The organism is Streptomyces aurantiacus, from assembly GCF_001418335.1.
Classification (GTDB): Bacteria; Actinomycetota; Actinomycetes; order Streptomycetales; family Streptomycetaceae; genus Streptomyces; species Streptomyces aurantiacus.
The window spans coordinates 39855-54162 of record NZ_LIPP01000138.1; the positions used below are offsets into that span (position 1 = coordinate 39855).

The 14308-nt window shown below is 70.3% G+C and carries 9 protein-coding genes, 1 tRNA gene and 1 pseudogene; 7 read left to right on the forward strand and 4 right to left on the reverse strand.

All coding sequences use genetic code 11. The features are described 5' to 3' along the window. Positions 1 to 368: 368 nt before the first annotated feature. Positions 369 to 444: transfer RNA gene (locus tag AOK01_RS19485), tRNA-Arg, on the reverse strand. Positions 445 to 765: 321 nt separating this feature from the next. Here AOK01_RS19485 and AOK01_RS19490 point away from each other — a divergent pair. From AOK01_RS19490 to AOK01_RS19505, 4 genes are all read left to right on the forward strand, one after another. Then, on the forward strand, positions 766 to 2373 hold the full coding sequence (locus tag AOK01_RS19490) for a dynamin family protein (protein ID WP_055513389.1): 1608 nt from the start codon (positions 766 to 768) through the stop codon (positions 2371 to 2373). Between the two features lie 5 nt (positions 2374 to 2378). After that, positions 2379 to 4448: a YfjP family GTPase gene (locus AOK01_RS19495; RefSeq protein WP_055513422.1), complete on the forward strand. Its 2070-nt coding sequence runs from the start codon at positions 2379 to 2381 to the stop codon at positions 4446 to 4448. Between the two features lie 277 nt (positions 4449 to 4725). Next, positions 4726 to 5256: a single-stranded DNA-binding protein gene (locus AOK01_RS19500; protein WP_055513391.1), complete on the forward strand. Its 531-nt coding sequence runs from the start codon at positions 4726 to 4728 to the stop codon at positions 5254 to 5256. A 265-nt stretch (positions 5257 to 5521) separates the two neighbouring features. Continuing rightward, positions 5522 to 6934 (forward strand): TQXA domain-containing protein, encoded by a 1413-nt coding sequence (locus AOK01_RS19505; RefSeq protein ID WP_245702317.1) that lies wholly within the window; start codon positions 5522 to 5524, stop codon positions 6932 to 6934. Positions 6935 to 7115: 181 nt separating this feature from the next. On the opposite strand, the gene AOK01_RS19510 is transcribed toward AOK01_RS19505, so the two are convergent. After that, positions 7116 to 8705, reverse strand: a complete 1590-nt coding sequence (locus AOK01_RS19510) for a hypothetical protein (RefSeq protein WP_157871371.1) — start codon at positions 8703 to 8705, stop codon at positions 7116 to 7118. A 1373-nt stretch (positions 8706 to 10078) separates the two neighbouring features. On the opposite strand from AOK01_RS19510, the gene ettA reads away from it, so the two are divergent. From ettA to AOK01_RS19525, 3 genes are read left to right on the forward strand one after another with little or no spacing between them, the layout of a single operon-like run. Continuing rightward, positions 10079 to 11743 (forward strand): energy-dependent translational throttle protein EttA, encoded by a 1665-nt coding sequence (gene ettA / locus AOK01_RS19515; RefSeq protein ID WP_079103565.1) that lies wholly within the window; start codon positions 10079 to 10081, stop codon positions 11741 to 11743. 4 nt (positions 11744 to 11747) lie between these two features. After that, a complete protein-coding gene (locus AOK01_RS19520; protein WP_055513397.1) occupies positions 11748 to 12194 on the forward strand; it encodes an acyl-CoA thioesterase in 447 nt (148 codons plus the stop codon). Continuing rightward, on the forward strand, positions 12191 to 12919 hold the full coding sequence (locus AOK01_RS19525) for a DUF8185 domain-containing protein (protein ID WP_055513400.1): 729 nt from the start codon (positions 12191 to 12193) through the stop codon (positions 12917 to 12919). The genes AOK01_RS19520 and AOK01_RS19525 overlap by 4 nt, the downstream gene beginning before the upstream one ends. Positions 12920 to 12985: 66 nt before the next feature. Here the strand turns inward: AOK01_RS19525 and AOK01_RS19530 are convergent, their stop codons facing one another. Continuing rightward, positions 12986 to 13990: an ABC transporter ATP-binding protein gene (locus tag AOK01_RS19530; RefSeq protein ID WP_055513402.1), complete on the reverse strand. Its 1005-nt coding sequence runs from the start codon at positions 13988 to 13990 to the stop codon at positions 12986 to 12988. Positions 13991 to 14045: 55 nt separating this feature from the next. Then, positions 14046 to 14308 (reverse strand): annotated as a pseudogene (locus tag AOK01_RS19535) (ABC transporter permease); the annotation flags it as partial.

Genomic DNA, 14308 nt, shown 5'->3' on the forward strand with positions numbered 1-14308 from the left:
CCTGTGCCGTCATCCACTGGTCCAGCGCACGGACCGCCTTGCTGTACGCCGTGACGGTCTTCTCCTGGTAGGGCCGACCGTGCTTGTTGTTGGTCGCCCGGAGGTGCGTGGCGTAGTCCTGAGCTGTGCCCTGCCTGACCTCTGACGTGTCCGGGTCAGTGGGGAGGACTCGGAGCGCTGCGCCCCTGGTGGTTCCCTGAGACGCCCTGAGAGGTGACTTCTTGGCCTGTGCCGACACGGGGTGACTCCCTGGTGTCCGGGCTAGGCAAGGTGCAGTCCGCTAGGCGCCTTACCTAACCAAGTCTGGTAGGTAAGTCACGCGGCTTTCGATGATCCAACTGACCTATACATGCAGGTCAGAGACTCAATGGCGCCCCCGGCAGGACTCGAACCTGCGGCCAAGCGCTTAGAAGGCGCCTGCTCTATCCACTGAGCTACGGGGGCCGGGTGTGGTGGCCTGTGGTGCTGGTGCCCGGGTGCGGGCGGGGCTGTGACCTTGCCGGGGACAAGGATAGAGCTCCTGGGTCCTTGTGCTTCGCGCTTCGCCTTCGTGGCTCGATGTGGAGGCTCGTGGAGGTTCGGTGAAGCGGTCCCGATAATCGCAGGCAGGTACGAATCGTGCATCGCTTTTGGCGCCTCGCGCCCCGGGTGTTGTGCACTCGTTATGCCTGCGCCCCAGTCGTCCCTTCCGCCCCGTGTGTCCGATCGGCGCGCAGACAGGCCCATATGCTTTAGAAAGCCTCCAAAATTGGGCATTCTTCGCATGTGGTGACCTTGGACGTACGGCCCCAGCTGCTCGACGCACTCTCCGCCCTGCGCGACCGTGTCGCCGCCGCACGCTTCCCGCTGCCCCTGGCGGGGGCTCCACGCGCGCGTGCCAACCGCGACGAGCTGATCGCGCAGCTCGACGACTATCTCGTGCCCCGGTTGAGGCAACCCGAAGCACCCCTGCTCGCCGTGATCGGAGGATCGACCGGGGCAGGCAAGTCGACGCTGGTCAACTCCCTTGTGGGGCGGCGGGTCAGCGAGGCCGGGGTGCTCCGGCCCACGACGCGTACTCCGGTGCTCGTCTGCCATCCGGAGGACCATCACTGGTTCAGCGGGATGCGGGTACTGCCCGACCTCACGCGCGTGTGGATGCCCCGGCAGGACGTCGACGACGATCCGCTGCTGTCGGCGGAGGACGACCTGCGTGTCCTGCGCATCGAGACCGTCGACACCCTTCCCCGGGGGCTCGCGCTGCTCGACGCGCCCGACATCGACTCCCTGGTGGCCGACAACCGGGTGCTCGCCGCCGAACTCATGTGCGCGGCCGACATCTGGGTCATGGTCACCACGGCGGCACGGTACGCCGACGCGGTGCCGTGGCATCTGCTGCGTACCGCCAAGGAGCATGACGCCACCCTCGTCACCGTGCTCGACCGGGTGCCCCACCAGGTGGTGGCCGAGGTGTCGCGCCAGTTCGGCGCGCTCCTCGCCAAGGCGGGACTCGGCGACGTACCCCGCTTCACCGTGCCCGAGCTGCCCGAGTCGGCATGGGGCGGGGGACTGCTTCCGGCCACCGCCGTGGCACCCCTGCGTGCCTGGCTGGCCCAGCAGGCACAGGACCCGGGCGCCCGGCAGCAGGTGATGGCGCGCACGGCGTACGGGGTGCTCGACTCGCTGAAGTCACGGATGCCCGAGCTCGCCGGCGCGGCCGCGGCCCAGTACGCCGCCGCGCTGCGGCTCACCGCGGCCGTCGACGGGGCGTACGACAGCGAGTACACGCGCCTGCGGGGCCGGCTGCAGGCGGGGGCCGTCCTCGCCGGGGACGCGCTCAAGCGGTGGCGCAGCTACCCGCTGGACTGCAGCGCCGGTGAACTGCTCGACGCGTTGGCCGAGAGCCTGGCCGCACTCCTGCTGTGTGCCGTCACCGCGGCCGACGAGCGCGTCGACGAGGCCTGGCGGCGCGAACCCGCCGCGGGCGCCCCCGGCCTGACGGACCGCGATCCGACGCTGGAGAGCGCCGAGCACCGCATCGGGATGGCGGTACGGCGCTGGCGGCGGGTCCTTGAGGAGCATGCCGAGGACGAAGTGCGCGCCCTGGAGAAGAGCGTCGCACCGGACCCCGAAGTGGTGGCCGCGCTGGTCGCCACCGCGCTCCTGGGCGGCCGGCGGGCGCGGTCGGCGGGCGAGGGGCTCGCCGAGCGGATCGGCGCCCACGGCGCGCTGCGGCTGCGCGACAAGGGCGGCCGGCTGCTCACCGACTACCTCGACAAGGCGCTGCACGACGAACGGGAGCGGCGGCTCGCCCCGCTCGACGCCCTCGACGTACACCCCGAACCCCAGGCCGAACTCATCGCCGCGCTGTCGGTACTGCAGAAGGAGAGGTGACCGCGGTGACCGCCGTCACGGACCACACGGATCACTCCGACCAGCCGGGAGACGACGAAGGAAGGGAGGGTGAAGGACGGGAGGGCGAGGGGCGACAGGAACGTGGGCACGCACGCGTGGAGGACGATTCCGTGACCGACCGGAGAAACGCTTACAAGAACGCCCACAAGGAGGACCCCGACGGGGAGGCCGTCCGCAAGGAGAAGGGCGATTCAGGGCGCGTGCGTACGGAGACGGGTGGCGGCGCCGAGTCCGGTTCCGGCTCCGGTGCTGGTGCTGGTGCTGGTGCCGGCGGCGGCTCCGTGGAGGCCGCTGTCGGCGAGGACGAGGCCGTCGGCAGTGGCATGGACGCTGTGGACGCCACGGACTCGGCGGGCGCCTGGGACGACGGGCTGATCGCGCGGCGCGTGTCCGTCACGGCCGAGGGGCAGGCCAGGGCCGTACAGGAGGTCGTCGTGGACAACAGGTCCCCCGCGGTGACTCCCCTCGCGTACGACGGGCCGCTACGGTCCCGCCTCGACGCGCTGCGCGAACTCGTGGGGCTGTCCCGTACGCGGCTCGACAACCGGACCCTCGCCGAGGCGGGACGCGTCCTGGACGAGGCCGCGGCGCGGCGCAGGCTCTCCGGGCAGCACACCGTCGTCGCCATCGCGGGAGCCACCGGAAGCGGCAAGTCGCAGCTCTTCAACGCGCTCGCCGGAGTGGCCATCTCGGAGACCGGGGTACGCAGGCCGACCACCGCCGCCCCCATCGCGTGCAGCTGGAGCGACGGCGCGGCCGGACTCATCGACCGGCTCGGCGTTCCCGGGCGGCTGCGCCGCAGGCCGCTACAGAGCGCCGAGGCCGAGGCGCAGTTGCGCGGGCTCGTCCTGGTGGACCTGCCCGACCACGACTCGGCGGCCCTCCAGCACCGGGAACACGTGGACCGGATGCTGGCGCTCGTGGACGCCGTCATCTGGGTCGTCGACCCGGAGAAGTACGCCGACGCGGTGCTCCACGAGCGCTATCTGCGGCCCATGGCGGGCCACGCGGAAGTCACCTTCGTGGTCCTCAACCAGATCGACCGGCTGCCCGGAGAGGCCGCCGACCAGGTCCTCGACGACCTTCGGCGGCTGCTCGACGACGACGGGATCGCCCTCGGCGAGTACGGCGAGCCGGGCGCGACCGTTCTCGCGCTGTCCGCGCTCACCGGAGAGGGCATCGGCGAACTGCGCGAGGCGCTCGGTCACTTCGTGGCCGAGCGGGGCGCCGCGGCCCGCCGGATCTCCGCCGACGTGGACGCGGCCGCGGTACGCCTGTGGCCCGTCTACGCCAACCGGCGGCAGGCCGGGCTCAGCGAGGAGGCGCGCGACGAGTTCGCCGACCGCCTCGCCGACGCGGTGGGTGCCACGGCGGCGGGCGAGGCGGCCGAACGCGCGTGGCGCCGCAACGCGGGCCGCGCGTGCGGTACGCCCTGGCTGCGGTTGTGGCGCTGGTACCAGGACCGGCGCGAGCCCCCGACCGGGCGCCTCTCCGTCCGGGCGCACGACGAGGAGGCCACGGCACGGCAGCGCGTCGAGCAGGCGGTGCGCACGGTGGCCGAGCGGGCGGCCGACGGGCTGCCTTCGCCCTGGGCGCAGGCGGTGCGCGAGGCGGCCGTACGCGGGTCGCAGGGGCTGTGCGAGGCACTGGACGAACTGGCCGTACGGGCCGGCGCACCGGTCGGACGGCCGCCGCGGCCGGGCTGGTGGCCGGCTGCTGTACTCGCGCAGGCGGCCATGACCGTCCTTCAGGTCGTCGGCGGGCTGTGGCTGGCGGGGCAGGTCATCGGTTTCATGTCGCCGAACCTCGGCGTGCCCGTGCTGCTGATGGTCATCGGCATCGTGGGCGGCCCGGGCGTCGAGTGGGCCTGCAAACTGGCCGCGAGCGGGCCCGCGCGACGGTACGGGCTCGACGCGGAACGGAGATTGCGGGAGGCGGCGGCGGGATGCGGCCGGGCCCGGGTCCTCGATCCGGTGGCGGCGGAGCTGCTGCGGTATCGGGAGGTGCGGGGGCAGTTCCTGCGGGCCACGGGGGTCGACGCCCCGGTGGGTTGAGGTCCCGCAGGGTGGAGCAACGCGAGCCGGCTGCGGGCTGGGCTGGGACGAGGGGGGCGGAAGTCCTCGTTCGGGTGGCGGAGTTGTCCACAACGGGGTGGTGGCCCACAGCGCTCAGCGGGATCGGGCCGGCCGAGGCAGTCTGAGGTCGTGGCGATCGCGACGTGACCGCGACGTGATCGCCACGCCAGATGGACAGTGACAGGCAGGCAGGCAGGCAGGCAGACGCAGCCGTGCGGGACGGGCCCGTACGTGTGGGCAAGGGAGGGCTTCCGCGATGAACGAGACGATGGTGTGCGTGGTGGGGAACGTGGCTACGCAGCCGGTGTTCCGAGAGACGGCGGCAGGCGCGTCGGCGAGGTTCCGGCTGGCGGTCACGCAGCGGTACTGGGACCGCGAGAAGAACGCCTGGAGGGACGGGCACACCAACTTCTTCACGGTGTGGGCCAATCGGGCGCTCGCGTCGAATGTGCAAGCGTCCGTGGCACTGGGCGAACCGCTGGTGGTGCGAGGCAGGCTGAAGGTCCGCTCCGAGCAGCGCGACGGACAGTCGTGGGCGGGCGCGGACATCGAGGCATCGGCGATCGGGCACGATCTGGCGCGCGGCACGGCGGCGTTCCGGAGGACGCTCAGGGGTGATCAGGCCTCTGATCAGACGTCTGACGGAGCGTCCGATCAAGCTCCTGATCTGGCCTCCGGTCAGGCATCGGGCACACCGGCCCGGCCGGAGCCCAGCTGGGAGACGGAGCCGACGGATCAGGCCGATGAGGCGGCTCGACAGGGGCAGGAGCCGGCATTGGCGACGTGACCAGAGGTGCTGGTTCCACGGTCTGGCCGAAGTGCGGCTTATCGGCGGATGCAACCGGAAGAGTCCCGGTGGATTTGTCGATATGCCCAGCTCGCAACCGGTCCTGGCGATAACGATTCCGAGTCGGATCACTCATCGGATGACATGACCGGGGAGGGAGGTGCGCCCCGTCCTTAGGATGCCGGGCATAGCTCTCGGGGCTTCTGATTCCGCTGGTGGGACCGTAACCCCCCAGGTCAACGGGTCCCGCTCGAAAGGGAATTCTGTGCTTTCTTCGTTCTCTGCGCCGTCCGTGCACGGGCGAGGTGCCGCTGCCGCTCGCCTGGCCGCGGTGGCGCTCGTGTCCGGACTCGTCGCCGTGAGCGCCGCGACCACCGCCGGTGCGGCCGTCGCGGACGAACTCCCCCTGAGCCAGGGCGGGGCGACCGCCACCATAGGTGGGTTGAAGGCGTCTGGTCCGGCTGTCATCCATGAGGACGGCGGGGACAAGCAGGTCTCGGCGGGCCTGTTCGAGATGTCCGTCGACAACGGCGGCACTCTGCAGACCTACTGCGTGGACATCTACAGCCCGACGCAGAAGGACGCCAAGTACCAGGAAACCCCCTGGAGCGGTACGTCGCTGAACGAGAACCCCGACGCGGGCCGGATCCGCTGGATCCTGCGGAACTCCTACCCGCAGGTCAACGACCTCGCCGCGCTGGCCGCGAAGGCGGGCGCGAGCGGCCTCACGGAGCAGGACGCGGCGGCGGGTACGCAGGTGGCGATCTGGCGGTACTCGGACGGCGCCGACGTGGACGCCGTGGACCCGCAGGCGGAGAAGCTCGCCGACTACCTGCAGCGCAGCGCACGCGACCTCGCGGAACCGGCGGCTTCCCTGAGCCTGGATCCGCCCGCGGTCTCCGGCCACCCCGGCGAACTGCTCGGCCCGGTCACCGTGCGCACCAACGCGGACGGGGTGACGGTGACGCCGCCCGCCGACGCCACGAGCGGGGTCAGGATCGTCGGCCGGGACGGCAAGGAGATCACGTCCGCGGTCGACGGCGGCGAGCTGTACTTCGACGTACCCGAGGACGCCGCGGACGGTTCGGTGGCGCTGACGGTGCAGGCCTCGACCACTGTGCCGGTCGGGCGGGCCTTCGCCTCGGAGACCAGGAGCCAGACCCAGATCCTGGCCGGTTCCAGCGAGTCGACGGTCTCCGCGGCGGCGACCGCGAACTGGGCCGGTTCCGGGGCGATACCCGCGCTGTCGGCCGAGAAGAACTGCGCAGAGGGCGGCCTGGACATCACGGCGGTCAACGAGGGTGACGAGGCGTTCACCTTCGAGCTGATGGGCTCCGAGCACACCGTCGAGGCGGGTACGTCACGGACCGTGACGGTCCCGCTGCAGGAGGACCAGACGTACGACGTCACGGTCGAGGGGCCGGGCGGCTACGAGAAGCGGTTCCAGGGCGTGCTCGACTGCCGGACACAGAGCGGCGTCGGCGGCGAGACGGTCCAGACGCTGAACGAGCCCAGCCCCGCCACGGTGGGCGGTACCTCCGCCGCGACCACCGACCTCGCCGAGACCGGCACGTCGAGTGCCACCCCGGTGATAGCCGGGATTGCGATCGGCCTGGTCCTGATCGGCGGCGCCGCGGTGCTCTTCGTCCGCAAGAGGAAGACCCCGACGCAGGACTGACGTGACGCGGTGCGTGCGACAGCCTCGGACTCCATGGACTCCACGGACTCCACGGCGATACGGCAGCCTCCACGCGACGATCTCCTCTCCCGGATGGAGGGCGAGGAGATCGGAGTGATGGACGCGATGGGGGCGGTGGGAAGCGATGGAGGCACTGCCGGCCGGGCGCGGCGGGTGACGCTCAGGCCGAGGAGAGCTGACTGGTGATCTCCTTCTCCCAAGCGGTCTGCAGCGCGGAGTTGTTGAGTGAGGCCTCCCACTCCTCGCGCGTCTGCTTGTGCTGGGACGGACCGGCCTTGAGGACGATGAGCATCGCACGTGCCGATTCACGGATGTCGTCGGCAACGTTGCTGCCCACGGGAACGTCTGGCCCGGCTGCGAGTGCATAGAGTTTCTGAGCCATGAAGTGGCGCTCGCCCTGTTGGACGGACTTCGTCACCTTGAAGAACTCCTTCAACGCGTCGCGCCGTTCTGCGGGTGCGGGTGCGGGTGCGGACGCGGGTGTGGGTGACTCGGCCCTCTCCGTCCCGGAGTCGTCCTGAGCCGATGTGGGCCGGGCCCAGCGGTCGGGATGCCGCGCCGCGACATACCGATTGCTGCCGGCCCTGGCTCCCTTGTAGAGAGCGTTGCCGAGCAGGAGGGCCGCTGCCACGCCGGCCACGGCGGGTGCTGCCGGACCGCTGAGCGCACCGGCGGCACCAGCGATCGCCAGGCCGCCGCCGGCGGCACGCACCGTGTTTCCCCCGAGGCTGGTGATGCGCTTGCCCAACTTGGTGTGCTGCTTGTGCCGTGCGTACTGGCCTATGTGGGCGAGCTCGGCCTCCAGCAGGTGGTTGAGCTCAAGAATTTGGTTCCGCAGCGCCGCAACGGCCGTTTCCTCGTCCGCCGAGGGGCCGCCCGCTTGCTCCCGCGGGGCCTCGGCCTGGGCCAGCCGCTGCCGCACCTGCCCCAGTCGGTCGAGTACGTCCTGGAGCCGGCCCTCGTTCGCGGGGGCCTCGCCGGACGCTTCTTCCACCATTTCCTTGAGCGCGCGGTTCTTGTTGTAGGTGCTCCAGACGACAGGGACCTCACGGATGGCTATCAGCGTGGAATAGAACACGCTGGCACCGCCGGTCACCTCTCCGAGAGCAGGCACTCCTGCCAGCTGGCCGGCGTTTCGCACCGCGGCGTTGGCCATGCCGCTGATGTCGCCGACGACCATGCTGGAGTTCTGCGCCACGCCGAGAGGCTTCCCCTTCCAGTCCTTCCTGGGCTTGTGGGACTCCGGACCCGTGCCCTTGCGGTCCTTCCTCGCGGCCAGCAGGGCACGCCCGTCGTTGAACGCCCCCAAGGCATCGGTCACCGTGTTGATCCCGGTGTCGACCTGCGCGACGATCGCGGTGGCCTGTACCTGACCGGTGTCCGACGTGGCCTGCCCGTGCATCCGGACACCGCCCTCCGTGGGGGCGTTGATGCGGTTGGCCACCGTGTCGGGCTGGTCGAGGACCTTCTTGGTCTTGTCGGCCTTGGAGGGGGTACCGAGAATTTGTTTGATCTTCCCGGTGACCTTCTTGAGCGTCGTCCCGGCACTGAACAACCGCCGCAGCCTGCTTCGCCGCCGCTTCTCTTCCGGCTGGGGCTGCTCCTGTGCCGCGGCGGCTTCCTCCTGGCGGCGCTGTTCCTGTGCTGCGGCGGCCTCTTCCTGTTGGCGCAGCTCCTCAGCGGCAGCTTCCTCCTGCCGCCGCTGCTCCTCCACCGCCGCAGTGTCTTCCTCCAGACGCTGCTCCTCCACCGCGGTCTCTTCCACCACAGCCTCTGCCAGCTCAGGTTGCTCCTGCGCCGCTACTTCCTCCCGCCGAGGCCCGTCCATAGCTGTAGCTGTAGCTGTAGCTGTAGCTGTAGCTGTAGCTGAAGTCGAAGCCGTAGCCGCGTCCGGCGCCACCTGCCGGCGTGTAGCCGCTGCTTCTTCTCGGCGGCGTGCTTCCGCGGCGGCGTCGGTTGCTACTGCTGTGCCTTTGCGGCGGCGTTCTGCGATGGCTTCTGGTCTTCGGCGTCCTTCTGCGGCTGCCTCTGTTGCGATCTGCCGGTGTGCTGTCGCTGTTTCTTTTCGGCGGCGTCCTTCTGCGGCGGCGTCGGTTGCTACTGCTGTGCCTTTGCGGCGGCGTTCTGCGATCGCTTCCGGCCGCCGACGTCCTTCTGCGGCTGCCTCTGTTCCGATCTGCCGATGCGTCGCCGCTACTTCTTTTCGGCGGCGTGCTTCCGCGGCGGCGTCGGTTGCTACTGCTGTGCCTTTGCGGCGTCGTTCTGCGATGGCTTCCGGCCGTCGGCGCCCCTCCGCGGCCGCGTCTGTCGCGACCGCCGCCATCCGACGACGCTCTTCCTGCTCCTCCCGGTCGGACTGCGGCCGCGGAGCAGCCCGGCCCAGGTCGGCGGGGGCGGAATTGGACCGGCCGCGGCCGGTCGTCAAGCCCTCTGTCTCCGAGGAGTCCACCTGACTCTGATCTCCCGCTGAGGAACTCGGGCGAGCAGTACGCGACGCGCGTTGTATCGCTGCGGCGACGGCTTTGTTGCCCGCTTTGGCCTGCAAGGAGGCCAGAGCGGGCTGCGGCGTCCGAGGGCGGTGGCGAGCCGGAGCGGCAGCGTCGGTGCCACGTGTCTGCGTTTCGCGCGGGCGGTCCAGCACGGATAGCTCCTCTGAGGAATCGGGCCGCTCTGGCGCAAAAGGTGCAATAGGACAAAGCAGATTGAGGCGGACAAGCAACGCAACGGGGACGGAGGAGCGCGGCGAGATTGCGGGGAACTTACCCGTACCGATCGAGCCGCATGTTTCCTTTGCGTTTAATCTTTAAGTGCGCCGTGTTCAGGCATTGTTCAAGTGGTGGAGGGCTGGTGTAAAGCCCTGGTGCCGACCTCGTCGGGCCGGTCGGCAGCGGCCAGTGGTCGGCGGTCGGCGGCCGGCGGCCGGCGGTCGGGCGACCACCAACGGTGACAAGTGATGGCAGCCAGTTACATCAGTTGCGGCCGGTGCGGGAGAGCCATCGGAGGCAGGGGGCAAACCGGCAGGTCACAGCCACTGGCCGATACGCGTTTCCGCCCAGGGGTGGCGGTGCGGCAAGATGGGGTGTATCTGCCCACTGCCGATTTCAAGCGTCCGGACGGTTTCTCTTGGCTGAGTTCATTTACACCATGCGCAAGACGCGCAAGGCGCACGGCGACAAGGTGATTCTCGACGACGTCACCCTGAACTTCCTGCCGGGAGCGAAGATCGGCGTCGTCGGGCCGAACGGCGCGGGCAAGTCGACCGTGCTGAAGATCATGGCGGGCATCGAGCAGCCCTCCAACGGTGACGCGTTCCTGTCGCCCGGCTTCAGCGTCGGCATCCTCATGCAGGAACCGGAGCTGGACGAGACCAAGACGGTTCTGGAGAACGTCCAGGACGGCGCCGCCGAGCTCATGGGCAAGCTCAGCCGCTTCAACGAGGTCGCCGAGCTGATGGGCACGGACTACTCGGAAGCGCTCATGGACGAGATGGGCAAGCTCCAGGAGGACCTGGACCACGCCAACGCGTGGGACCTCGACGCCCAGCTGGAGCAGGCCATGGACGCGCTGGGCTGCCCGCCCGGCGACTGGCCGGTCACCACCCTCTCCGGTGGCGAGAAGCGCCGCGTCGCGCTCTGCAAGCTGCTGATCGAGGCCCCGGACCTGCTCCTCCTCGACGAGCCCACCAACCACCTCGACGCCGAGTCGGTGAACTGGCTGGAGCAGCACCTCACGAAGTACGCGGGCGCCGTCGTCGCCGTCACTCACGACCGGTACTTCCTGAACAACGTCGCCGAGTGGATCCTCGAACTGGACCGGGGCCGCGCGATCCCCTACGAGGGCAACTACTCCACGTACCTCGACAAGAAGTCCACCCGCCTCAAGGTCGAGGGCCGCAAGGACGAGAAGCGCGCCAAGCGGCTCAAGGAAGAGCTGGAGTGGGTCCGGTCCAACGCCAAGGGCCGGCAGACCAAGTCCAAGGCGCGCCTCGCCCGGTACGAGGAGATGGCAGCCGAGGCCGACAAGATGCGGAAGCTGGACTTCGAGGAGATCCAGATCCCGCCGGGCCCGCGGCTCGGCTCCATCGTCGTCGAGGTCGAGAACCTCTCCAAGGCGTTCGGTGACAAGGTCCTCATCGAGGACCTCTCCTTCACCCTGCCGCGCAACGGCATCGTGGGCGTCATCGGCCCGAACGGCGCGGGCAAGACCACGCTGTTCAAGATGATCCAGGGCCTGGAGACCCCGGACTCCGGTGCGATCAAGGTCGGCGACACCGTCAAGATCAGTTACGTCGACCAGAGCCGCGCCAACATCGACCCCAAGAAGACGCTGTGGGCCGTCGTCTCCGACGAGCTCGACTACATCAACGTCGGCCAGGTCGAGATGCCGTCGCGCGCCTACGTGTCCGCCTTCGGCTTCAAGGGCCCGGACCAGCAGAAGCCGGCCGGTGTCCTCTCCGGTGGTGAGCGCAACCGCCTGAACCTGGCGCTGACCCTCAAGGAGGGCGGCAACCTGCTGCTCCTCGACGAGCCCACCAACGACCTCGACGTGGAGACCCTGTCGTCGCTGGAGAACGCGCTCCTTGAGTTCCCCGGTGCGGCCGTGGTCATCTCCCACGACCGCTGGTTCCTGGACCGGGTCGCGACGCACATCCTCGCGTACGAGGGTGAGTCGAAGTGGTACTGGTTCGAGGGCAACTTCGAGTCGTACGAGAAGAACAAGGTCGAGCGGCTCGGACCGGACGCCGCGCGTCCGCACCGCGCCACCTACAAGAAGCTGACCCGGGGCTGATCTCTTGCGGCACATCTACCGCTGCCCGCTGCGCTGGGCGGACATGGACGCGTACGGCCACATCAACAACGTGGTCTTCCTTCGCTATCTGGAGGAGGCGCGTATCGACTTCCTGTTCCGCCCGGACAAGGATTTCCAGCAGGGGTCCGTGGTGGCGCGCCATGAGATCGACTACAAGCAGCAGCTGGTCCACCGGCACACACCGGTGGACATCGAGCTGTGGGTGACGCAGATCAGGGCGGCGTCGTTCACCATCGCCTACGAGGTCAAGGACCCGGACCAGGTGTATGTGCGGGCTCAGACGGTGATAGTGCCGTTCGACTTCGAGGCGCAGCGGCCGCGTCGTATCACCGCGGAGGAGCGCGAGTTCCTCAAGGAGTACGCGGACGACGTGGACGACGCGGGCGACGCGGGCGACGAGTCCGGTTCCGCGGGGGCCGTCGCCGCATGACGGCCCTGCACCTCGTCGACGAGGGGGAGGCGGCGGATCTCGCCGCCTTCCTGGCCCGGCTGATCCACTACGACCGGGCGGCCGCGGTCCGGCTGCAGGCGTCGGGGACGACGCTCGCGGTGTTCGGCCGGCCGCCGTCGTTCGAGGTGCTCGCGATCCGTACGGCACGGCTCGCCAAGCCGTACGAGGACGGTCTCGACCTCGTCCTCGACGTGACGGTCTCGGCCGGTGAACTCCTTGAGGCCCTCGACGAGCCGGCGGCCACGGCGGCCGTGCCCGCCGCCGTCACCGGCCCGCCGTGGGCCGGAGTGCTGCCGCCGCGCGGTGGCTGGCGGCCGGAGCCGGGGCTGCCCGCGCTCGACGCGGTACGTACGACGGTGGCCGCGGTGGTCGCCGAATTCCGGTCGCGCATCGACGCGTTGGCGCCCGAGGGGCGTACGCGGTCCGCGCTCGACGGGATCGGGCGGGAGATCTGGTCCCGGCCGGTCGGGGACACCGCGCTCCCGGTACGGGCCGTCCACGCGGCCCAGTCACTGGGGTTCCTGCGCCCTGCGCGCACCACCACATCCACCACATCCGCCACAGCGGTCACATCTGCCGCACCCGACAACGACGCCGTACTGCGGCTGCTGTCGTCGGGCGCCTGGCTCAGGCTGCGGACGCCGTACGGGTCGATCGCCGTACGCAGGGCGGGACTCGGGGCGCTGGACGTCAGCGTGCGCTGAGCGTTCCGGCCACTCTCCCGCCACCGCCACCGCCACCGCCACCGCCACCGCCACCGGTTCAGCGGTTCAGCGGTGCTCGCTGTCGTCCGGCCAGACGCCGATGTGGTCCGGTTCCAGTTCCAGGGCGACGCGCTCGCGCAGACCGAGGGCCTCGGTGTACTCGGCGGGCAGCTGGAGCCGGCCGGCCCGGTCGAGCATCGCGTACTCGCGGGCCACCACCGTCTCGTGGCCGGTCGTCGCGTCCACCTCCGTGCGCCGCAGGACCTCCGTGGACGTACGGCCGTCGCGGATGGCGACTGTCCGGCGGACCTCACTGGCGACCGCCTGGTCGTGCGTGACGATCACGATGGTCGTGCCTAGGCGCTCGTTCGCGGTACGGAAGGCGGCGAAGATCTGCTCGGCGGTGTGCGAGTCGAGTTCACCGGTGGGCTCGTCGGCGAGGAGGACGGCCGGGTCGTTGGCCAGGGCCACGGCGATGGCGACACGCTGCTGCTGACCGCCGGACATCTGGAACGGGCGACGGGCCCCGCAGTCCGCGACCTCCAGCAACTCCAGCAGCTCCAGGGCGCGTTGGGCCTGGGCGCGGCGGCCCTTGCGGGAGCCGCCGAGCTGCATCGGCAGCGCGACGTTCTGGGCGGCCGTCAGATAGGGGAGGAGATTGCGGGCCGTCTGCTGCCAGACGAAACCGACGGTCTCCCGCCGGTAGCTCAGCCGGTCCTTCGCACCCATGGTCAGCAGGTCGTGCCCCGCGACCCGGGCGGCGCCCGCGGTGGGGGTGTCCAGGCCGGCCAGGATGTTCATCAGGGTCGACTTGCCGCTGCCGGAAGCGCCGACCAGCGCCATCAACTCGCCCTCGCGGACGAGCAGGTCGAGGCCCTGGAGTGCCTGCACCTCCACACCGTCCGCGGAGAAGATGCGGACCAGCCGGTCACAGGTGATCAGGGCGTCGTGGCCGTAAGCGGGACGGTCGCGGCGGTCCGCCGCGCGCTGGGCGAGATCGGCGAAGGTGGGACCGGTGGAACCGGTGGGACCAGTGGGACCGGCCGGCCCCGCGGAGTCGGTGGTCGTCATCGGGCGGCTCCGGTGGTCGTCATCGTCATCGGCGTTGTCGTTGGCGTTGTCTTCGTCATCGGGCGTCCCCCGCTCTCAGTTCCCTGACCGAGCCCCGCCGCCCCGTCCACCACGCCTGGGCCGCCGCGATGCCCGTGGCGACGAGGAGCACGGCGAGCGCGGGCAGCAGCAGGGACGCCGGATCGGCGTGCAGCGCGGCCGTGCCCGGCGGAGGGGCGCCGCCGGGGGTGGCGAGGGCGACGGCGGTCAGGTCGACGCCGGGGGCCAGGAGGCGGACCGCCGCCCAGCCCGTCAGGGCCCCGCCCACCGCGGCGAGCA